This window comes from Pseudoflavonifractor phocaeensis (assembly GCF_021531815.1).
In the GTDB taxonomy this organism is placed as follows: domain Bacteria; phylum Bacillota; class Clostridia; order Oscillospirales; family Oscillospiraceae; genus Lawsonibacter; species Lawsonibacter phocaeensis_A.
This window is the reverse complement of sequence record NZ_JADYUM010000017.1, coordinates 26,946-47,104: the sequence shown is the minus strand read 5'-3', so window position 1 is coordinate 47,104 and position 20,159 is coordinate 26,946. Positions and strand designations below refer to the sequence as shown.

General features: G+C 61.2%; 20 protein-coding genes. 15 read left to right on the top strand and 5 right to left on the bottom strand.

Annotation, left to right across the window (positions count from 1 at the left end; translation table 11 throughout):
- Nucleotides 1-312 precede the first annotated feature (312 nt).
- The gene (locus I6E42_RS10435; RefSeq protein ID WP_235371878.1) at nucleotides 313-1,251 is read left to right on the top strand and encodes a D-2-hydroxyacid dehydrogenase; all 939 of its coding nucleotides are present in this window, start codon (nucleotides 313-315) and stop codon (nucleotides 1,249-1,251) included.
- Between the two features lie 52 nt (nucleotides 1,252-1,303).
- On the opposite strand, the gene asnS is transcribed toward I6E42_RS10435, so the two are convergent.
- Nucleotides 1,304-2,698, bottom strand: a complete 1,395-nt coding sequence (gene asnS / locus I6E42_RS10430; protein ID WP_235371877.1) for an asparagine--tRNA ligase — start codon at nucleotides 2,696-2,698, stop codon at nucleotides 1,304-1,306.
- Between the two features lie 279 nt (nucleotides 2,699-2,977).
- Complete coding sequence (locus I6E42_RS10425) at nucleotides 2,978-4,222, bottom strand: dicarboxylate/amino acid:cation symporter (RefSeq protein ID WP_235371876.1); 1,245 nt, start codon at nucleotides 4,220-4,222, stop codon at nucleotides 2,978-2,980.
- Nucleotides 4,223-4,581: 359 nt separating this feature from the next.
- Between I6E42_RS10425 and I6E42_RS10420 the strand changes: the two genes are divergently transcribed.
- From I6E42_RS10420 to aspS, 12 genes are all read left to right on the top strand, one after another.
- Nucleotides 4,582-5,394, top strand: coding sequence for a ParB/RepB/Spo0J family partition protein (locus I6E42_RS10420; RefSeq protein WP_235371875.1), 813 nt, complete (start codon nucleotides 4,582-4,584; stop codon nucleotides 5,392-5,394).
- 267 nt (nucleotides 5,395-5,661) lie between these two features.
- Entirely contained in the window at nucleotides 5,662-6,426 is a 765-nt protein-coding gene (locus I6E42_RS10415) for a ParA family protein (RefSeq protein ID WP_235371874.1), read from the top strand.
- Between the two features lie 226 nt (nucleotides 6,427-6,652).
- Nucleotides 6,653-7,546 (top strand): ParB/RepB/Spo0J family partition protein, encoded by an 894-nt coding sequence (locus tag I6E42_RS10410; protein ID WP_235371873.1) that lies wholly within the window; start codon nucleotides 6,653-6,655, stop codon nucleotides 7,544-7,546.
- Entirely contained in the window at nucleotides 7,539-8,150 is a 612-nt protein-coding gene (locus I6E42_RS10405) for an MreC domain-containing protein (RefSeq protein ID WP_235371872.1), read from the top strand. The genes I6E42_RS10410 and I6E42_RS10405 overlap by 8 nt, the downstream gene beginning before the upstream one ends.
- A gap of 61 nt (nucleotides 8,151-8,211) precedes the next feature.
- The gene (gene serS / locus I6E42_RS10400) at nucleotides 8,212-9,513 is read left to right on the top strand and encodes a serine--tRNA ligase (RefSeq protein ID WP_235371871.1); all 1,302 of its coding nucleotides are present in this window, start codon (nucleotides 8,212-8,214) and stop codon (nucleotides 9,511-9,513) included.
- Between the two features lie 454 nt (nucleotides 9,514-9,967).
- A complete protein-coding gene (gene mscL / locus I6E42_RS10395) occupies nucleotides 9,968-10,405 on the top strand; it encodes a large-conductance mechanosensitive channel protein MscL (RefSeq protein WP_235371870.1) in 438 nt (145 codons plus the stop codon).
- Nucleotides 10,406-10,750: a hypothetical protein gene (locus tag I6E42_RS10390; RefSeq protein WP_235371869.1), complete on the top strand. Its 345-nt coding sequence runs from the start codon at nucleotides 10,406-10,408 to the stop codon at nucleotides 10,748-10,750.
- Nucleotides 10,751-10,754: 4 nt separating this feature from the next.
- Nucleotides 10,755-11,468 carry a 16S rRNA (guanine(527)-N(7))-methyltransferase RsmG gene (rsmG, locus tag I6E42_RS10385; protein WP_235371868.1) on the top strand — a complete coding sequence of 238 codons (714 nt, stop codon included), beginning with the start codon at nucleotides 10,755-10,757 and terminating at the stop codon, nucleotides 11,466-11,468.
- Nucleotides 11,469-11,588: 120 nt separating this feature from the next.
- Complete coding sequence (locus I6E42_RS10380; RefSeq protein ID WP_235371867.1) at nucleotides 11,589-12,323, top strand: nucleotide-binding protein; 735 nt, start codon at nucleotides 11,589-11,591, stop codon at nucleotides 12,321-12,323.
- A 40-nt stretch (nucleotides 12,324-12,363) separates the two neighbouring features.
- Nucleotides 12,364-12,780, top strand: a complete 417-nt coding sequence (locus tag I6E42_RS10375; RefSeq protein WP_235371866.1) for a methylglyoxal synthase — start codon at nucleotides 12,364-12,366, stop codon at nucleotides 12,778-12,780.
- Between the two features lie 582 nt (nucleotides 12,781-13,362).
- The gene (gene hisS, locus I6E42_RS10370) at nucleotides 13,363-14,736 is read left to right on the top strand and encodes a histidine--tRNA ligase (protein WP_235371865.1); all 1,374 of its coding nucleotides are present in this window, start codon (nucleotides 13,363-13,365) and stop codon (nucleotides 14,734-14,736) included.
- A 77-nt stretch (nucleotides 14,737-14,813) separates the two neighbouring features.
- Complete coding sequence (gene aspS / locus I6E42_RS10365; protein WP_235371864.1) at nucleotides 14,814-16,616, top strand: aspartate--tRNA ligase; 1,803 nt, start codon at nucleotides 14,814-14,816, stop codon at nucleotides 16,614-16,616.
- Nucleotides 16,617-16,734: 118 nt separating this feature from the next.
- Here the strand turns inward: aspS and I6E42_RS10360 are convergent, their stop codons facing one another.
- A complete protein-coding gene (locus I6E42_RS10360; RefSeq protein ID WP_235371863.1) occupies nucleotides 16,735-17,139 on the bottom strand; it encodes a hypothetical protein in 405 nt (134 codons plus the stop codon).
- A gap of 231 nt (nucleotides 17,140-17,370) precedes the next feature.
- Here I6E42_RS10360 and I6E42_RS10355 point away from each other — a divergent pair, with 231 nt between their 5' ends.
- A complete protein-coding gene (locus I6E42_RS10355) occupies nucleotides 17,371-18,228 on the top strand; it encodes a fumarylacetoacetate hydrolase family protein (RefSeq protein WP_235371862.1) in 858 nt (285 codons plus the stop codon).
- 18 nt (nucleotides 18,229-18,246) lie between these two features.
- Here the strand turns inward: I6E42_RS10355 and I6E42_RS10350 are convergent, their stop codons facing one another.
- On the bottom strand, nucleotides 18,247-18,429 hold the full coding sequence (locus I6E42_RS10350; protein WP_235371861.1) for a hypothetical protein: 183 nt from the start codon (nucleotides 18,427-18,429) through the stop codon (nucleotides 18,247-18,249).
- 140 nt (nucleotides 18,430-18,569) lie between these two features.
- Here I6E42_RS10350 and I6E42_RS10345 point away from each other — a divergent pair, with 140 nt between their 5' ends.
- The gene (locus I6E42_RS10345; protein ID WP_235371860.1) at nucleotides 18,570-18,788 is read left to right on the top strand and encodes a helix-turn-helix domain-containing protein; all 219 of its coding nucleotides are present in this window, start codon (nucleotides 18,570-18,572) and stop codon (nucleotides 18,786-18,788) included.
- Between the two features lie 163 nt (nucleotides 18,789-18,951).
- Here I6E42_RS10345 and I6E42_RS10340 read toward each other — a convergent pair whose 3' ends face one another.
- The gene (locus tag I6E42_RS10340; protein WP_235371859.1) at nucleotides 18,952-19,896 is read right to left on the bottom strand and encodes an AEC family transporter; all 945 of its coding nucleotides are present in this window, start codon (nucleotides 19,894-19,896) and stop codon (nucleotides 18,952-18,954) included.
- Nucleotides 19,897-20,159 lie beyond the last annotated feature (263 nt).

Genomic DNA, 20,159 nt, shown 5'->3' with positions numbered 1-20,159 from the left:
TTTCCACAGGGGAAAACGGGCCTTATCCCGTTTCCGCAGCATACCGCCCTGGAATGACACGCATCCATTCTACAAAAAATTCCCCGGCCCTGCAATCCCTTTTTCAAAAAATTTTCCCGGTTTTTCTCCATATTTTTCCTCCTTTTCTGTCTGTTTCCTGCACCGCCTTTTTTGCCCCCGCCGGGGAGCGGTTTTTTCGCGCCGCCCCCCGGGAAACTGCGGGCGAAGATGCGTTTGAGGCGGAATATGGCTTGCAGCTTTTTTCTCCCCGGATTATAATGTACTTACTGATCAAATCGGAAGGAGTATCCCATGTCTGAATATATCGTGAACCTTCTCCCCATCCATGGGGAGGAAAAGGAAGAATTTGAAGCCATCGCCCCCGACGCTGTCCACGTCTACGCCGGTCGCAGAACGATCACTGACCAGCAGCTGGCCCAGGCCACCATCATCCTGGGCTGGCCTCGCCCCAAGGACCTGCACAAGGCGGTCCGCCTCAAGTGGCTGCAGACCATGTGGGCGGGCACCGATGAATACGAGGCCCCTGGCATTCTGCCGGAAGGGGTCATTATGACCTCCTCCAGCGGGTCCAACCGGATCAGCGTGGCGGAGCACATGCTGGCCTGTGTGATGGCCCTGTGCCGCCGCCTGCCCACCTACCGGGACAGCCAACAGGCCCACCGCTGGACGGACGAGGGCGTGATGAAGACCATCCACGGCGGTACCGTGCTGGTGCTGGGCGCCGGGAATATCGGCTCCACCTTCGCCGGAATGTGCAAAAACCTGGGGGCCCGGACCATCGGCCTGAAGCGGACAGTCAGCGGCCCCCTCCCCGGTTTTGACCAGGTCTACACCATGGACAAGCTGGAGGAGCTGCTGCCCCAGGCCGACGTGGTGGCCCTGTCCCTGCCCCACTCCCCCACTACCGCCGGGCTGATGAACGAGGCGCGGCTGCGGCTGATGAAGGATGACGCCATCCTCATCAACGCCGGCCGGGGATCGGCGGTGGACCAGGAGGCCCTGGTCCGGGTCATGGGCGAGGGCAAGCTGTGGGGCGCGGCCCTGGACGTGACGGTGCCCGAGCCCCTGCCTGAGGACAGCCCCCTGTGGGACATCCCCAACCTGCTCATCACCCCCCATGTGGCCGGCGGAATGCGCCTGGAGATCACCCGGAAGGAGTGCATCCGGATCGCTCAGGACAACCTGCGCCGCTATCTGGCCGGAGAGCCGCTGAAAAACCGGGTGCGGTAACATGAAGCAAGGCCCCGGCGGTTTCAAACCGCCGGGGCCATTCTCAATATAATCAGAACTCCGCGTTGCCCACCGTTCTGGGGTGCAGCTCCACGTCCCGGATATTGCTGATGCCGGTGAGGTACATGACCATCCGCTCGAAGCCCAGGCCGTAGCCGGCGTGGCGGCAGGAGCCGTACCGGCGCAGGTCGCAGTACCACCAGTAGTCCTCGGGCTTCATGCCCAGCTCCTTGATCCGGGTCTCCAGCACGTCGATGCGCTCCTCACGCTGGGAGCCGCCGATGATCTCGCCGATACCGGGAACCAGGCAGTCGGCGGCGGCCACGGTCTTTCCGTCGTCGTTGAGGCGCATGTAGAAGGCCTTGATCTCCTTGGGGTAGTCGGTGACAAACACCGGGCGCTTGAATACCTGCTCGGTGAGATAGCGCTCGTGCTCAGTCTGGAGGTCGGTGCCCCACTCCACCTTGTAGTCAAACTTGTCGTTGACCTTCTTCAGGATCTCCACCGCCTCGGTGTAGCTCACCCGGCCGAAGTCGGAGCCGGCCACATGCTCCAGCCGCGCCTTCAGGCCCTTGTCCACGAAGGAGTTGAAGAAGTTGATCTCGTCGGGACACTTCTCCAGCACATAGTTGATGATATACTTGATCATGGCCTCGGCGGTGTCCATGTAGTCGTTCAGGTCGGCGAAGGCCATCTCCGGCTCGATCATCCAGAACTCGGCGGCGTGGCGGGCGGTGTTGGAGTTCTCGGCCCGGAAGGTGGGACCGAAGGTGTACACATTGCCGAAGGCCATGGCGAAGTTTTCGGCGTTGAGCTGGCCGGATACCGTCAGGCTGGTCTTCTTGCCGAAGAAGTCCTTGGAGTAGTCCACCTGGCCGTCCTCGGTCTTGGGGACGTTGTTCAGGTCCAGGGTGGTCACCTGGAACATTTCGCCGGCGCCCTCGCAGTCAGAGCCGGTGATGAGGGGGGTATTGATATAGACAAAGCCCCGGTCCTGGAAGAAGCAGTGGATGGCGTGGGCGGCGGTGGAGCGGACCCGGAAGGCGGCGGAAAACAGGTTGGTCCGGGGGCGCAGGTGCTGGATGGTACGCAGGAACTCCACGCTGTGGCGCTTCTTCTGCAGGGGGTAGTCGGGGGCGGACACGCCCTCCACGGCGATGGAGGCAGCCTTCACCTCCAGGGGCTGCTTGGCCTCCGGGGTCAGGACCACCTGGCCCTTGACGATGAGGGCGGCGCCCACGTTCTGGGAGGCGATCTCCTTGTAGTTGTCCAGGACGGCCGCGTCCATGACCACCTGGAGGTTCTTGAAGCAGGAGCCGTCGTTGAGCTCGATAAAGCCGAAGGTCTTCATATCCCGGATGGTCCGGGCCCAGCCGCAGACGGTGACGGTCTGTCCGCCCAGGGCCTCCTGGTCGGCAAAGATGGCGGCGATGGTGGTGCGTTCCATAGTATATATCCTCTCCGTATCTTGAAATGATTGGGGTCCCGGTCAGGCTCCGGGTCCCCGGCGCATTTTCAGTGAATGATATTATAATGCCTTTTTTCTTTTTTTACAAGGGCGGCGGGGGATTTCCCTTGGTTTTTCCGGAAAACGCCTCGGAAGTTCTTCCTTTTTCCGGTCTTTGGCCGGACTCCGGGCCGCAAAACGGCCGCGCCTGAGGGCGCGGCCGTTTTCTTTCTTCTGTTTGGTTCAGATCTGGTGTCAGGCGGCAGGACCGGTCCCGGCTCACTTCACCGCGCCGCTGGTCCGGGCGGCCTTCCGGTCCTCCAGCTTGGAGACGATGACAGCACAGGCGGCGTCGCCGGTGATGTTCACCGTGGTGCGGCCCATGTCGAAGATGCGGTCGATGCCCGCCACCAGGGCGATGCCCTCCACGGGGATATTGACGCTCTGGAGCACCATGGCCAGCATGACCATGCCCGCGCCGGGAACGCCGGCGGTGCCGATGGAGGCCAGGGTGGCGGTGAGGACGATGGTGGCCATCTGGCCGATGGTCAGGTCAATGCCGTAGCAGGAGGCGATAAACACGGCGCAGACGCCCTGGTAGATGGCGGTGCCGTCCATGTTGATGGTGGCGCCCAGGGGCAGGACGAAGGAGGCCACCTCACGCCGGGCGCCCAGGCGCTCGGAGCACTCCAGGGTGAAGGGCAGGGTGCCCACCGAGGAGGCGGAGGAGAAGGCCATCATCATGGCGGGGGCCATGCCCTTGAAGAAGGCCGCGGGGGACACGCCTCCCAGAGCCTTCACGGTGCTGGAATAGACGATCAGGGCGTGGACGATGTAGCCCACATAGGCCACCAGCAGCACCATGGCCAGCTTGCCCAGCACTTCCGGGCCGTTCTCCGCCACCACGGGGCAGATCAGGCAGGCCACGCCGACGGGAGACAGCTTGATGATCAGGTCCATGATCTTCATGGACACCTCGTTGAAGCTGTCCACCACCTGGGCGGCCACCAGGCCCTTCTCCCCGGCCAGCAGGATGCCGAAGCCCAGCAGCAGGGAGATGACGATGACCTGGAGCATGGTGGCGTTGGCCAGGGGGGCAATGATATTGGAGGGGAAGATGTTGACAATGGTGTTCATCAGGCTCTGTCCCTCAGGGGGTGTGTACTCCAGTCCGGAGGTGGACAGGGCGGTGAACAGGTGCATGGCTTTGGCGGCGCTGGACAGGATCAGGGCCAGGATGACGGCGAAGGCGGTGGTGCACATGTAATAGATCACGGTCTTTCCGCCCACGGAGCCCACCCGGCTGATGTCCTGCATGGAGATGACGCCGGAGGCGATGGAGAACAGGACGATGGGCACCACGATGAACTTCAGCAGGTTCAGGAAAATGGTGCCCCAGGGTTTGATATAGCTCTTGGCAATGCCCACGCCGTTGGGCACCGCCATCAGGATCAGTCCGGCGGCAACACCCACTACCAGGCCCACAAAGATCCACATGGCCAGAGGCATCTTCTTCGATTTCATACGCTCTCTCCTTTCTCATGCTCCCCGCCTTAGGCCGGCCGGGAGAGACAACAAAACGGCCTCGGCCCGCCCTCCCGGCTGGACCGCTGACCGCGGGCGCTTGGGGCGTCCTTGCCCCGGGTTTGTTTCCTTTTCCGTCTGGCCCCATTATACTGTATTTTTCCATTTCTTACAAGGGGAGAAGCTGTATTTTTCAATTTATGGGCGATTTTGTCTAATTTTCTGCCTGTCCTCCCGTTCTTTTGGGCAATTGGGTTTGAAATCTGTCAAAATATTTTGACTGTCTCCGGTATTTCGACCTTTTATTTTCCATAATATGGTAAACTATAGGTGTAGCGCAACGGAAGGAGGCGGCGTTCATGGGGCTGCTGAATAAAAAAGGGATCTTTGACACGGGAAAAGTGCTCTTTCTTCCTGTAGACGCCATTGTGCCCAACCCCGACCAGCCCCGGAAGCGGTTCTCCCAGCCGGAGCTGGAGGAGCTGGCCGCCTCCATTCAAGCCCTTGGGGTGCTCCAGCCCCTGACGGTCCGCCGCCGAAACGGGGGCTGGGAGCTGGTGGCCGGGGAGCGCCGCCTCCGGGCGGCCCGTCTGGCCGGGTTGTCCCAGGTCCCCTGCCTGTCCATCCAGGCGGACAGCCAGTCCTCCTCCCTGCTGGCCCTGGTGGAGAACCTGCAGCGCCGGGATCTGGATTTTCTGGAGGAGGCCCAGGCCCTGCGTACCCTGATCGACACGTACCACCTCTCCCAGGATGAGGCGGCCCGCCGTCTGGGCAAGAGCCAGTCTGCCGTGGCCAACAAGCTGCGGCTACTGAAGCTGCCCCCCGATGTTCTCACCCTGCTGCGGGACGGGGGCTGCACCGAGCGCCACGCCCGGGCCCTGCTGCGGCTGGAGGACCCGGAGGCCCAGCGCGCCGCCGCCCGCCAGGTCACCGAGGGCTCCCTCACGGTGGCCCAGACGGAGGCCCTGGTGGAGTCCCTCCTCTCCGCCCAGCCGAAGCCGGAAAAGCGCCGCCCCACCTTTATTGTAAAGGATGTCCGCTTGTTCCTGAACACCCTCACCCGGGGGCTGGACCTGATGCGGTCCGCCGGGGTGAACGCCCAGTGCCGCCGGGAGGACACCGACGACGCCATCCTGCTCACCATCCAGATCCCCCGCCGGGCCGCCCCCTGACCCCACTGCTTTTCTCTCTTTGCTCCGCGCGTCTCGACTGGGACGCGCGGTTTTTTATCTGAGTCGGCCCCCGCTTCCCACATCTTTCCTTTCGGCAGCGCCACGTCCCTGCCGCCGCGGTTTCACGTGAAACATTTCTATCCTCCTTGTTCCACCTTAAAATAAGAAAAAACCGTGAAAACGGTTGAAATGCACAGCGGTGGTTGATATAATAATTTTCTGCCAAGCCCCGCGGGGACAGGCACAGAATTATCAAGGAGGCGCCCCATGGCCAGGATCATTGCCGTTGTCAACCAAAAAGGCGGGGTAGGCAAGACCACCACCACCGTAAACCTCACCGCCGCCCTCCATGGACTGGGCAAGCGGGTATTGCTGTGCGATTTCGACCCCCAGGCCAACGCCACCTCGGGCATGGGTGTGGACAAGAACGCCGCCTCCCCCAACGTCTACGACGTGCTCATCAACGACGCCGACCCCAAAAAAGCGGTAGTCTCCACCAAATACGGCGACGTGCTGCCCTCCAACAAGGCTCTGGCCGGCGCAGGCATCGAGATGATTGGGATCGAAGACCGGGAAAAGCTGCTGCAGCAGGCCCTGGACCAGCTCTCCCCCAACTATGATTACATCTTCATCGACTGCCCCCCCTCTCTGGAGCTGCTCACCGTCAACGCCCTGTGCGCCGCCGGGTCCCTGCTGGTACCTGTCCAGTGTGAGTATTACGCTTTGGAGGGGCTCAGCGACCTGCTGGCCACCGTCCGGCTGGTGAAGCGGAAGCTGAATCCCCGTCTGACTCTGGAGGGCGTGCTGCTGACCATGTTTGACAGCCGCACCAACCTGTCGCTCCAGGTGGCGGAGGAGGTCAAGCGCTTCTTCCCCGGCCAGGTCTACGCCACGGTGATCCCCCGGAACGTCCGGCTCTCCGAGGCCCCCAGCCACGGCAAGCCGGTGTCGGCTTACGACCCCTATTCCCGGGGCGCCGAGGCCTACGCCGCCCTGGCCAGCGAGATCGCCTCCATCCACAATAAAAACTAAGCCGCTTTCCCCTCCCCTGCCGCCCGTAGGGCAGTGCCCAACCCGGAGTCCAGCGCAGCGGGTCCGGTTTGGAGAGGAGGCGTGACGAAATGAGTGAGCTCTGCCCGCCAGGGCGGAGCGAACGATACGCAGTCCACGCCGGCGAGGTTTCACGTGAAACATCCGGCGGTCCTGCCTCACCGGCATATCTCTTACCTCATATTTTTTATCTCAAAAGGGGTGCAACATGGCAAAACGAAAAACAGAACTGGGTCTGGGCCGGGGGCTCAACGCCCTGCTGGGCGACCCGGACCTGCAGCCCCAGGGCGAGGGCGCCGTCTCCCTGCCCATCTTCCAGGTGGAGCCGGGGCTGAACCAGCCCCGGAAGCGGTTTGACCAGGACGCTTTGGACGACCTGACCGAGTCTATCCGCATCCACGGTATCATCCAGCCCCTGACCGTCCGCCGGCTGGCCACGGGCTACTACCAGATCATCGCCGGCGAGCGGCGCTGGCGGGCCGCCAAGGCCGCCGGGCTCAGCGAGGTCCCCGCCGTCATCATCGAGGCCGACGACCGGAAGGTGATGGAACTGGCCCTGATTGAAAACCTCCAGCGGGAGGACCTGAATCCCGCCGAGGAGGCCCGGGGCTACCAGACCCTGATGGAGGAATACGGCCTGACCCAGGAGCAGGTGGCCCAGCGGATGGGCAAATCCCGCCCCGCCGTCACCAACACCCTGCGGCTGCTGGCCCTGCCCGAGGATCTGCTGGTCCTGATGGAGGAGGGCCAGCTGTCCGCGGGACACGCCCGCGCCGTTCTGGCCCTCCCCTCCCCAGCCCTCCAGCGGGAGGCGGCCAAGCGGATCATAGACGGACAGCTCTCCGTGCGCCAGACCGAGGCCCTGGTCAAGGCCCTCCAGAAGGAGAAAAAGGACAAGCCCCAGCCCGACGGCCCCGACCTGTCCCTTTACCTGGGGGAGCTGGAAAAAGACCTGTCCGGCCGCCTGGGCCGCAAGGTCAAGATCGCCCACAAGGGCAAAAAGGGCCGCATTGAGCTGGAATACTACAACGACCAGGACCTGGAAGGGCTGCTGGCCCTGCTCCAGAGCCTGAACGGAGGGGAGGTGTCCAGCCATGAGTGAGGAAAAGCAGACCTCCCCCGCTCCCCAGGCCGAGTCCGCGCCCCAGGAGGAGCCCGTTTCCCGGGAGAACAGCCATCCCCAGCGCCGCTCCTCCCGCAGCCAGCAGAAGCGCCGCCAGCGGTCGGTTTTCCAGTATATCACCATCCTGTTCGCCGCGGCCTTCGTCCTGCTGCTGTTCACCTTCATCATGGAGCGCCGCCAGAACCAGCTGCTCCAGCAGGAGAATCAGGAGCAGATCGACAACCTTCAGCAGTCCGTCACCGCCGTCCAGTCTCTGGACAACCTGTACAAAGAGAACGAAGAACTGCGGGACCAGGTAGCCAGCCTGGAGCAGCAGCTCCAGACCGCCGCCCAGGACCTGCAGTCGGAGAAGACCACCCTGCTTCAGAAGGTGGAGGGCCAGGAGAAATCCCTCCAGGCCATGGATTGGTTCTGGCAGATCGACGAGGCCTACGCCAAGGGCCGCTACTCCCTGTGCCGCAGCCTGATCCAAAACCTCCAGAGCGCCGGTCTGGTGGAGTATCTGCCCAAAGAGAGCACCACCGAAAATGACCGCTTCTCCCCCTACGACCGATACCAGGAGATCTATGAGAACCTGTATTGATAGCCCCGCGTTTCCCCAAACATCCCAAACCATTCAATATCATTAAGGAGAGAATACAACCATGCTGGATATCAGATTTGTCCGGGAGAACCCCGAGATCGTCAAGGAGAACATCAAGAAGAAGTTCCAGGACGCCAAGCTGCCCCTGGTGGACGAGGTGCTGGCTCTGGACGAGGAGAACCGCGCCGCCCAGACCCGGGCCAACGAGCTGCGCTCCGCCCGCAACACCCTGTCCAAGCAGGTGGGCATGCTCATGGGCCAGGCCAAAAAGGACCCCTCCAAGCTGGCCGAGGCCGAGGCCGTCAAGGCCCAGGTGAAGGCCAACGCCGACGAGCTGGCCGCCCTGGAGGCTAAGGAGACCGAGCTGGCCGCCCGCATCCGCAAGATCATGCTCACCATCCCCAACATCATCGATCCCTCCGTCCCCATCGGTCCCGACGACTCCGCCAACGTGGAAGTGGAGCGCTTCGGCGAGCCCAAGGTGCCCGATTTTGAGATCCCCTACCATACCGAGATCATGGAGTCCTTCAACGGCATCGACATGGATGCCGCCGGCCGTGTCTCCGGCAACGGCTTCTATTACCTGCTGGGCGACATCGCACGCCTCCACGAGGCGGTGCTGGCCTACGCCCGGGATTTCATGATCAACAAGGGCTTCACCTTCTGCATCCCCCCCTTCATGATCCACGGCAACGTGGTGGAGGGCGTCATGTCCCAGACCGACATGGAGGCCATGATGTACAAGATCGAGGGCGAGGACCTGTACCTCATCGGCACCTCCGAGCACTCCATGATCGGCAAATTCATCGACCAGATCATCCCCGAGGCCTCCCTGCCCCAGACCCTTACCTCCTACTCCCCCTGCTTCCGCAAGGAGAAGGGCGCCCACGGCATCGAAGAGCGGGGCGTCTACCGCATCCACCAGTTCGAGAAGCAGGAGATGATCGTGGTCTGCAAGCCCGAGGACTCCATGGACTGGTACGAGAAGATGTGGCGGTACTCCGTGGAGCTGTTCCGCTCCATGGACATCCCTGTCCGCCAGCTGGAGTGCTGCTCCGGCGACCTGGCCGACCTGAAGGTCAAGTCCTGCGACATCGAGGCCTGGTCCCCCCGCCAGCAGAAGTACTTTGAGGTCTGCTCCTGCTCCAACCTGGGCGACGCCCAGGCCCGCCGCCTGAAGATGCGGGTCAAGGGCGAGAAGGGCACCTACCTGCCCCACACCCTGAACAACACCGTGGTGGCGCCTCCCCGTATGCTCATCGCCTTCCTGGAGAACAACCTCCAGGCCGACGGCTCCGTGGTCATCCCCGAGGTGCTGTGGCCCTACATGGGCGGTACCAAGGTGCTGACTCCCAAGAAGTGATCCCGAAGAGATCACTCTTATTCGGTGGCCCAGCGCAAGTGTCTGCCGATAACATTTAGTAATCTTTATTTAGAATTATACGATTCGTTATATCCGTTTTCAGCCGTTTTCAGGCCCCCCGGACCATCTCAGGGTCATTTCACCTCCTGAAAACGGCTCCAGAACGGTCTAAGTCTTGAAAGCCTTTTACCCCAAGGCTTTTGGGACTCATCATCCGAACGGAGACTGCCATGTCCACCGGCTAACAAAAAACGGAACAGCCCTGGCTGAATGTGACCTTCTGCGCCATGGTACTGTGGGGCCGTTGCTCTGCTCCCCATCACCCACCCGGACCATAGCAGCTGACAACCCCTGTTCGTCTATCTGCTCACCCCCCTGGGCCGCGTCCTGTGGCGGTGGTTGCACCGTCAGATCCAAACATCTCTTTCCAAAGGAAAAAGGAGGCAAACATCAAATGAAAAAGTTCATGGAAGAATTCAAGACCTTTGCCATGCGGGGCAACGTGATCGACATGGCTGTCGGCGTTGTCATCGGCGGCGCTTTCGGCAAGATCACCACCTCCATCGTCAACGACATCATTATGCCCCTGATCTCCATGCTCACCGGCGGCATCAATTTCAGCAGCTGGAAGCTGGTACTGAAGCAGGCCGTCCTGGACGCCCAGGGCGCCGTGGTCAGCGAGGAAGTGGCCGTCAACTTCGGCAACACCATCGCCGTCATTCTGGACTTTATCATCATCGCCTTCGCCGTGTTCTGCATGGTAAAGGCCCTGAACAACCTCCACCGCAAGAAAGAGGAGGAGGCCCCCGCCGAGGAGCCCGCTCCTCCCGAGCCCTCCGCCGAGGAGAAGCTGCTCATGGAGATCCGCGATTTGCTGAAGGAGAAGCAGTAAATGTCCGAGGACAAACGCCCCAAAGACCAGCCGGAGGAGGACAAGGGCTACACCCCCGCCTCCCCCGTCAAGCGGACCCTGGCCTGGATCGCCCTGGTCTATGTGCTGATTTTCCTGGCGCTGACCACCTATTTCTACTTCACTGGGACCATGCTGGGCAATCTGGCCCCCCTGCTCACCGTCCCCGGGCTGGTGGGGCTGGGCGTTCTGGTGATCGTCAGCCGGGTAACCACCGGCTCCCCCAGCCGGACAGCCGCCATCGTGCTGGCCCTGGCGTGCTTCTGCCTGGCCGCCTTCACCCTGCCCATCGGTATTCTGGGGCTGCTGTCCAACTTCGGAGGATAACGACATGAGAGACATCATCACCGCCGGCCTGGACGCTCTGGGGCTGACTTCCCAGGTCCCCGGCAATTCCCCGGAGCTGCTGGAAGAATATGGCCGGCTCCTGCTGGAAAAAAACCAGGTCATGAACCTGACCGCCATCACCCAGCCCGACCAGGTGGCCCGGCTCCACATGCTGGACTGCGCCGCCCTGTTGAACTGCGCCGATTTTCAAGGGAAGACCCTCATCGACGTGGGCACCGGGGCGGGCTTTCCCGGCCTGCCCCTGAAAATTCTGGTGCCCTCCCTGGAGGTTACCCTGCTGGACTCCCTGAACAAGCGGCTGGACTGGCTGGACGAGGTGTGCTCCTCCCTGTCCCTGACGGGCATCCGCACCCTCCACGCCCGGGCCGAGGAGCAGGCCCAGGTGAAGGGCTTCCGGGACTCCTTTGACTTGGCCACCGCCCGGGCCGTGGCCGACCTGCGGCTGCTGGCGGAGCTGTGCCTGCCCTATGTCAAGGTGGGCGGCCTGTTTCTGGCCATGAAATCGGTGGACAGCGACGGGGAGATCGAAGGAGCCGCCCGGGCCGTCAAGATGATGGGGGGCCGGGTCCGGGACCGGGTGGATTACACCATCCCCGGCAGCGGCGTCACCCACCGGATCGTGGTTATTGAAAAGGTGGCCCCAACCTTGAAGGGTTATCCCCGGCGGTGGGCAAAAATTCAAAAAGATCCCTTATGATCCCCCATTCTTTGCATTATTCTGCTAAATTGTTAAATTTTCTCAAAAGTTTGGACCAAAACCATTGACGCGACTGAGATTTGTGGTACACTTTAACTTGGTGAGATGGGAGGATATTCCATGGGAACCATTATTACAGTCACCTCCGGAAAGGGAGGAACCGGAAAAACCTCCATCACCGGCGGCGTTGCCGCCTCACTGGCCCTGATGGGCCGGAGCGTACTGTGCATCGATATGGACATTGGGCTGCGCAATCTGGACATCTCGTTGGGGCTCAACGACCGGGCTCTGATGGATTTCTCCGACGTGGCTCTGGGTCGCTGCCCCCTGGCCCGGGCGGCAGTATCCCACCCCGACCTGAAGGGCCTGTCCCTGCTGACCGCCCCCCTGTCCCTCCCCGCCAGCCTGACCGCCGACAAGGTCCGCGCCCTGCTGCGCACCGCCGGCGGCATGTATGACTATGTGCTCATCGACTCTCCCGCCGGTCTTGGCACCGGCTTCCGACTGGCCACCTGCGGGGCCGACCGGGTACTGGTGGTGGCCACCAATGACGCCTCGTCCCTTCGGGACGCCCAGCGGACGGTGGCGGAGCTGGATCACATCCGCCAGGTGCATTTGGTCATGAACCGCATCCAGCCCAGACTGCTGCGCAAGCTGCGCACCACCATCGATGACGCCATGAACACCGCCGGCCTGCCCCTCATCGGCGTGGTCCCCGAGGACCCCCAGGTCATCCTGTGCGCCAACCAGGGGCTGCCTCTGACCAGCCGGGGCCACCGGGGCGCTGCCCTTGCCTGCTGGAACATCGCCCAGCGGCTGGAAGGCCGCCAGGTCCCCATTATGCGCATCCGCTAATACCCTCCGCTTCATTACATCATAAGGAGGTACCGCCGCCATGAACATCGCAATCATGAGCCACACCAAAAAACAAGATCTGATGGTGCAGTTCTGCACCGCGTACTGCGGTATTCTGTCCAAACACTCCGTCTGCGCCACCAACGCCACCGGCCGCATGGTGGCTGACGCCACCGGCCTGTCCGTCCAGCTTTTCCTCTCCCATGAACACGGCGGCATCGAGCAGATCGGCCAGCGCATCATTTACAACGAGATCGACATGGTTCTGTTCTTCAACTCCCCCCTGGACAACGAGATGGACAAGGACATTTTGTATATCTCCCGCCTGTGCGACCAGCACTCCGTCCCCATGGCCACCAATGTGGCCACCGCTGAGCTGCTGATCCACGGCCTGGCCCGGGGCGACCTGGACTGGCGGGAGGGCATGAACCCCAACCGGGTCCCCTTCGCCCTGTAAGGCTTGACTTTTTCCCGAAAATGGGGTAGTATCACACCATTCCCCGTGATGACGGCGCATTAGTACCCGGAACGCCCTCCGACAGAGAGGGGCCCCACGGTTGAGAGGGCCCCAGGACCCGGCCCCGGTGAAGACAGCGCTACCAGCGGACCCGGAGACGGGTGCGGTCCCCTTCCCGCAACAGAAGGCGAAAGGGGCGGACCCGGAAGCCGCCCGAAATTGGGTGGCACCACGAAGCGCGGTTCGCGCTCTCGTCCCAATCATGGGATGAGAGCGCGCTTTTTTCATCTCTCGGGCAAGCAGTCCTGTCCCACGAGGACACGCCGCCGCGCCACAGTATAAATCTTCTTTCACGGATCGCGTCCCGCCCGGCGGGACCTTCCCATAAATCAAATCTTGGAGAAAGGAGCCTTTATGATGCCCATTCACGAAGTATTGCATCCACGACACCAAACCAGCCAGGAGTATCATACGCACCACCTTCCCCAAGGGGAAGGATAATGAAAACGCGGCTCCCGGAGCCCGGCGCCCCGCGCGCCCATGAACATGAATGACTTCAACAAGAGAAAGGAATTTTGACTTATGGCTAAAGTACAACCCCGTACCCTGTCCGGTTTTATGGAATTGCTCCCTGCCCAGCAGATCCAGTTTGACCGCATGGTCTCTATCATCCGGGAGAGTTACTCCCTTTACGGTTACACCCCCCTGGACACTCCCCTCATCGAGGCCAGCGAGGTCCTGCTGGCCAAGGGCGGCGGCGAGACTGAGAAGCAGATCTACCGCTTCATGAAGGGTGACACCGACCTGTCCCTGCGCTTTGACCTGACCGTTCCCCTGGCCAAGTATGTGGCCCTGAACTATAACAATCTGGCCTTCCCCTTCCGCCGCTTCCAGATCGGCAAGGTCTACCGGGGCGAGCGGGCCCAGCGGGGCCGCTTCCGCGAGTTCTACCAGGCCGACGTGGACGTCATCGGTGACGGCAAGCTGGACATCTCCAACGACGCGGAGATCCCCGCAATCATCTACCGCACCTTCACCGCCCTGGGCCTGAAGCGGTTCCAGATCCGGGTGAACAACCGGAAGATCCTCAACGGCTTCTATTCCATGCTGGACCTGACTCGCAAGTCCAGCGACATCATGCGCACGGTGGACAAGCTGGACAAGATCGGTGAGAAGAGCGTCCGGGACCTGCTCACCTCTGAGGAGATCGGCCTCACCGACCAGCAGGCCGCCGAGATCTTGAAGTTCATCGACATCAAGGGCACCAACGCCGAGGTGCTGGGCGCTCTGGAGAGCTACCGGGGCCGCGACCCCCTGTTTGACGAGGGTCTGGACGAGTTGAACACCGTGGTCCGCCACCTGTCCGCCTTCGGGGTCCCCGAAAGCAACTTCGCCGTGGACCTGACCATCGCCCGGGGCCTGGACTACTACACCGGCACCGTCTACGAGACCACCATGCTGGACCACCCCGAGATCGGCTCCATCTGTTCCGGCGGCCGGTATGATAACCTTGCGGAATATTACACCGATAAACAACTTCCCGGAGTGGGTATTTCCATCGGCCTGACCCGCCTGTTCTTCGTGCTGGAGGACCAGGGCTACCTGAACGCCCAGATGAACACCGCCCCGGTAGACGCCCTGATCCTGCCCATGACCGAGGACATGGCCCCCGCCATCGCCCTGGCCACCCAGCTGCGCAGCGCCGGCATCCGGGCCCAGATCCACGCCGAGCAGAAGAAGTTCAAGCAGAAGATGTCCTACGCCGACAAGCTGGGCGTCCCCTACGTGATCTTCCTGGGCGACGACGAGGTGAAGGAGGGCGTGGCCGCCGTCAAGAACATGCGCACCGGCGAGCAGGTCAAGCTGGCCTATGACCAGGCCGTGGCCCAGATCCAGGCCGGCCTGGAGGAGATCAATCAGGGCACGCCCATTCTGGACAAGGGGGCGGAGGGCTGAGCCTCCCCCCTGCCCAAGTCTGATTCAATACCATTTGTCGAATTTAGTTTCAGTAATACTATTAGGAGTTGATTTTCGTGGATAATCTTCAGGATTTCCACCGCAGTCATTACTGCGGTGACCTGCGCCTCAGTGACGCGGGCAAGACTGTGTCCGTGTGCGGCTGGGTCCAGCGCCAGCGGGACCTGGGCGGACTGATCTTCGTAGACCTGCGGGACCGCACCGGCCTGGTCCAGCTGTCCTTCGACGACAGCACCGACAAGGCCATCTTTGACAAGGCCGCCTCCCTCCGGGGCGAGTACGTCATCGCCGCCACCGGCCTGGTCCGGGAGCGCGAGGCCAAGACCAACAAGATCGCCACCGGCGATATCGAGATCTACGTCACCGAGCTGCGGCTGCTGGCCAAGGCGGAGACGCCCCCCTTCGAGATCGTGGAGAACTCCAAGGCCAACGACATGCTGCGGCTGAAGTACCGCTATCTGGACCTGCGCCGCCCCGAGATGCAGAAGGCCATCGCCACCCGCCACAAGATCACCAAAATTGCCCGGGACTACTTTGACGAGCAGGGCTTCCTGGAAATCGAGACTCCCATTCTCACCAAATCCACTCCCGAGGGCGCCCGGGACTATCTGGTCCCCAGCCGCGTCCACCCCGGCAAGTTCTACGCCCTGCCCCAGTCCCCCCAGCAGTACAAGCAGCTGCTGATGCTGTCCGGCTTTGACCGCTACTTCCAGATCGCCCGGTGCTTCCGGGATGAGGATTTACGCGCCGACCGCCAGCCGGAGTTTACGCAAATTGACCTGGAGATGTCCTTCCTCAACGAGGATGAGATCATGACCATCCAGGAGGGCTTCCTGAAGCGGGTCTTCAAGGAGGTCCTGGATGTGGACATCCAGACCCCCTTCCAGCGGATGCCCTGGCGGGAGGCCATGGACCGCTTCGGCTCCGACAAGCCCGACCTGCGCTTCGGATTTGAGCTGAAGGACATTTCCGACATCGTGAAGGACTGCGGCTTCGGTGTGTTCTCCGGCCCCGTGGCCGCGGGAGGCTCCGTCCGCCTCATCAACATCGAGGGGGGTGCCGCCGCCTTCCCCCGGAAGAAGATCGACAAGCTGGGCGACTTCGCCAAGACCTACCACGCCAAGGGTCTGGCCTGGGCCCGGCTCCACGAGGGGAACATGACCTCCTCCTACGCCAAGTTCCTCACCGAGGAGGAGAACCGCGCCATCCTGGACCGTGCCGGGGCCAAGGACGGGGACCTGGTCCTCATCGTGGGTGACGAGAAGAACACCGTGGTGTGGGCCGCCCTGGGCGCCCTGCGCTGCGAGATCGCCAAGCAGATGGGCCTGCTGGACCCCAAGGACTTCAAGTTCCTGTGGGTCACCGAGTTCCCCATGTTCGAGTGGTCCGAGGAAGAGAACCGCTATATGGCCATGCACCACCCCTTCACCGCCCCCATGGTGGAGGACGAGGACAAGATCTTGACCGACAAGGCCAACTGCCGGGCCCGTGCCTACGACATCGTCCTCAACGGCACCGAGCTGGGCGGCGGCTCCATCCGCATCAACACCCCCGAGATGCAGGAGAAGGCCTTCCAGGCCCTGGGCATCTCCGAGGAGGACATCCAGGAGCGCTTCGGCCACCTGGTCAACGCCTTCAAGTTCGGCGCGCCCCCTCACGGTGGCCTGGCCTACGGTCTGGACCGGCTGTGCATGCTCATGGCCGGCGCCCCCTCCATCCGGGACGTCATCGCCTTCCCCAAGGTCCAGAACGCCTCCGACCTGATGATGGCCTGCCCCGACGTGGTGGACGCTAAGCAGCTGGACGATCTAAGCATCGCAGTCACCCGTATGGAGGAGACCGACCAGGAAGCGGAATAATTACCCATATCAAAAGGGCGCCCGTAAACGGGCGCCCTTTTCCATTAATATCTATAAACTGGTATTTAACGCATGGAGGGTTATGTACTTTACCGTTATGATCATTTGTTTGGCATATTTAATTAAAAACAATACTTGCCAAGCCGCCTAAGAAAAATGCGATGAAAGCGCAAAACACGATCAGATACTTCTTTTTCCGAAGAATCAACACTGCCAGTTGGTCATCATTCAGTTTTGCCTTTTCCAGCAGCGGGCCGTCCAAATCTCCCTTCATCCGAAAACCTGTGAGCCCCACCGATAACGACACCTTGATTGCCGCCGACGGATATTTGTCTAAAAGGTGCTTGTCGCTCAGATTGCTCACAATAATGCCAAAGATAATCGTGGCAATAACCTGCCCGAAAATAATGAACACGTAGATACCGCTTGGAGGTGTCAGCAGCAAGACCAAGATTCCAGCCACAAGGCAAAGAAACTGGAAAACAAAAAAGATATTGTAGGCATTGTTGATTTTCCGCAGCATGATAAACAATCCCTTTCATAAGTCCACCGTAAAGATGATATGATACAAAAACTCTGATTGGAACCATTGTACCATACTACGGAACTGCCCGCAACAAAGCTGTTTGGTGAAATAGCTAAGAATCTCATCCTATATTTGGGACAAAAGGAAGTCCTCCCAGCCCCTTGCAGGACCAACCGGGGTATGGTAACATATTCCTATAAAACACCGCTTGTAAAGGAGCGTATCATCATGAAGCTGGTTCAAATCCGGAAGGACGGCAAGGCCGTTCTCGGTATTCAGACAGAACAGGGCATCATCGACGTCCAGGCGGAGGCCGCCCGCCGGGGAGTGCCCGCCCCTGCCGACATGAGGGAGGCCATCGCCGCCGGGGACGAGGGCCTGGCCCAGCTGGCCGCTCTGGCCGACGGTGCCCAATGCTTCACCGACGCCCCTCTGGCCCCGGTGGTCACGGGCACCGACCGCATCTTCTGCATCGGCCTGAACTACCGGCAGCACGCCAAGGAGTGCAACCTCCCCCTCCCCCCTGCCCCGGTGCTGTTCAACAAGTTTTCCAACGCTCTGGCCGCCCACGGGGACTGCGTGCGGCTGATGCCCGATTACAAAGAGTATGATTATGAGGCGGAATTGGTGGTTGTAATGGGTAAGCCCGCCCGGGACGTGTCTGAGGCGGAAGCCCTCAGCTATGTCTATGGCTACACCTGCGGCAACGACCTGTCCACCCGGGACCTGCAATTCGCCCGGGGTAACCAGTGGGTGCTGTCCAAGACCTTCGACGGCTTTGCCCCCGTGGGCCCCTACCTGGTCCCTGCCGGAGAGCTGGACCCCAACAATCTGGACATCTCCAGCGTAGTCAACGGCGAGACCCGGCAGAACTCCAACACCTCCGACATGATCTTCAACGTCCAGCAGATCATTGCCGACCTGTCCCATCACTTCACCCTACAGCCCGGGGACCTGATCTTCACCGGCACGCCCCAGGGGGTCATGCACGGCTACCCCGCCGACCAGAAAGACTGGCTCAAACCCGGCGACCGGGTGGACGTGACCATCCAGGGCATCGGTACCCTGACCACCACCTTCTGTTAAACAGAATTCCCCCGGACCTCACACCCGGTCCGGGGGAATTCTTTCGTCCTGGCCCTCCCCTGCCCCGGGGGAGCGCCCACAGATCCGCGCAGCCTGATACAGAACACTGTCACAGCACTCCATGATCCCGTCAAATTCCGCCATGCTGGCGGTGAAACGGTCGATCAGCCGGTCCTGCCAGCTGTCCAGCTCTGCTTTCAAAAACGCGACGCTCTGATACAGTTGGCGCAGCTCATTTGTATCCTTCGCCGTGGTCATCATCTCAAGGCAAATTTAGACCGAAACTATCTAAAATGCAATAGAACATTTTGTTCTAGATTATCCTGATTCCGGTGATAACTATGTATTCAAGACTGCTTGATCTCCGGGAAGACCACGACCTGTCCCAGCGGGAATTGGGTGAAGCCATCAACATCCCCCAGCGCTCCTACTCCTATTATGAATGTGGCCAGCACGTGATCCCTCCCGAGGTTCTGTGCCGTCTGGCCGATTATTACGGTACCAGCGTGGACTACCTCCTGGGCCGCACCGATGTGAAAAAACCTTATCCGAAAAAATGACCCGTCTCCGGCTTTCACCGGGACGGGTCGTTTTTATCATTGAGCGGACACGAAATTTTTCACCGAACCGGCCCATGGGGTATGCCGTAAGGTGTCCGTGGGCCTCCGGTAAGGCGGGTGCTTGCCCCCGCCGCTGCTGTAAAAACCGAATGGCTGGCGCTCCTCACCCCAACAGCAGCATGAGAATGGGAATGGTGATAAAGCTGCCCAGGGTGGACAGGCAGGCTCCGGTGGCGGCATAGCGCTCGTCTGCACCGTAGGCCCCGGCCATCACGGTCACCTGGCTGACCACAGGCAGGGCGGATTCCACAATGAACACGTCCCGGGCCAGGCCGGTGATCCCAAACAGCTGGCAGAAGACCAGGCAAATCACCGGGGCGATGCCCAGCCGGACCACCAGCATCAGCGGCAGGCCCCGCATCAGGCGGACATTTTTCAGCCCCAGCTCATAGATGATAAAGCCGCAGTAGATCAGAGCCAGGGGAGAGACGGAGTTGCTGATGTACCCGGCGAACTTCATGATGGGCCCCGGCAGCCGGAGGTCCAGCAGCAGGAGGGCAATGGAGAAGATCACCATAATGATGGGGGGTTTGCTGAACAGGCTTTTCAGTACGCCGCCCACCGTGATCTTTCCGCCGCCCTGATTTCCTGCCCGCTCCATCAGGACGAAGCCGATGGACTGGAGGAAAGTGGTATTCCCGAGGTAGTAGATCATCAGATAGGGCAGACAGGCGTCTCCAAAGAGCTGGGTACTCACCGGGATGCCGATAAACAGGGTATTGGACAGCCCCGCCATCAGCACGAACACGCCCCAGCGCTCCCGGGGCAGCTTCAGCAGGGTAGCCAGCGCCATGGACAGCAGCATGGTGACCCCCACCCCCAGCAGGGCGGACACCAGCATGACCCCCGCCTGGGCCAGCTGGTCGTGGCTCAGGTTGTTCATGAGCCCCACCAGACAGTTACAGGGCACGGCGATGTTGACGATGTACTTGCTGACGAATTTTTTCTCCTGGGCCGTCATCCAGCCCCGAACTCCCATGAAATAGCCCACCGACATCAGCATCAGCAGCACCAGAGACGCTGAAAGGGCGTTGAAAAATCCGGTCAAATCCTCACTTCCTCTTTATGTTCCTGGGAAAATCTAATAAAAAGCTTATTATCGCGGACCGCGCGTCAGGTTTTTATGAGAGGCGGCGGCGCACGCGGGCTTTCAAATCAAGCACTTTATTGGAAAGCAGCATCAATGAGACGGGCCCCGGCGTTTTCTCCCCGCCGGGGCCCGCTTTGACGTTCTTTACTCCTGTCCGCCGGACTGGGGCTTGTCCCCGCCCCCTCTGGGACGGCGGCGGCGGCGGCGGTAGGACTTCTTCT

Coding starts and splice junctions, on each gene's coding strand:
- I6E42_RS10435 (WP_235371878.1), top strand. CDS start 313: ATGTCTGAATATATCGTGAACCTTCTCCCCATCCATGGGGAGGAAAAG.
- asnS (WP_235371877.1), bottom strand. CDS start 2,698: ATGGAACGCACCACCATCGCCGCCATCTTTGCCGACCAGGAGGCCCTG.
- I6E42_RS10425 (WP_235371876.1), bottom strand. CDS start 4,222: ATGAAATCGAAGAAGATGCCTCTGGCCATGTGGATCTTTGTGGGCCTG.
- I6E42_RS10420 (WP_235371875.1), top strand. CDS start 4,582: ATGGGGCTGCTGAATAAAAAAGGGATCTTTGACACGGGAAAAGTGCTC.
- I6E42_RS10415 (WP_235371874.1), top strand. CDS start 5,662: ATGGCCAGGATCATTGCCGTTGTCAACCAAAAAGGCGGGGTAGGCAAG.
- I6E42_RS10410 (WP_235371873.1), top strand. CDS start 6,653: ATGGCAAAACGAAAAACAGAACTGGGTCTGGGCCGGGGGCTCAACGCC.
- I6E42_RS10405 (WP_235371872.1), top strand. CDS start 7,539: ATGAGTGAGGAAAAGCAGACCTCCCCCGCTCCCCAGGCCGAGTCCGCG.
- serS (WP_235371871.1), top strand. CDS start 8,212: ATGCTGGATATCAGATTTGTCCGGGAGAACCCCGAGATCGTCAAGGAG.
- mscL (WP_235371870.1), top strand. CDS start 9,968: ATGAAAAAGTTCATGGAAGAATTCAAGACCTTTGCCATGCGGGGCAAC.
- I6E42_RS10390 (WP_235371869.1), top strand. CDS start 10,406: ATGTCCGAGGACAAACGCCCCAAAGACCAGCCGGAGGAGGACAAGGGC.
- rsmG (WP_235371868.1), top strand. CDS start 10,755: ATGAGAGACATCATCACCGCCGGCCTGGACGCTCTGGGGCTGACTTCC.
- I6E42_RS10380 (WP_235371867.1), top strand. CDS start 11,589: ATGGGAACCATTATTACAGTCACCTCCGGAAAGGGAGGAACCGGAAAA.
- I6E42_RS10375 (WP_235371866.1), top strand. CDS start 12,364: ATGAACATCGCAATCATGAGCCACACCAAAAAACAAGATCTGATGGTG.
- hisS (WP_235371865.1), top strand. CDS start 13,363: ATGGCTAAAGTACAACCCCGTACCCTGTCCGGTTTTATGGAATTGCTC.
- I6E42_RS10360 (WP_235371863.1), bottom strand. CDS start 17,139: ATGCTGCGGAAAATCAACAATGCCTACAATATCTTTTTTGTTTTCCAG.
- I6E42_RS10355 (WP_235371862.1), top strand. CDS start 17,371: ATGAAGCTGGTTCAAATCCGGAAGGACGGCAAGGCCGTTCTCGGTATT.
- I6E42_RS10345 (WP_235371860.1), top strand. CDS start 18,570: ATGTATTCAAGACTGCTTGATCTCCGGGAAGACCACGACCTGTCCCAG.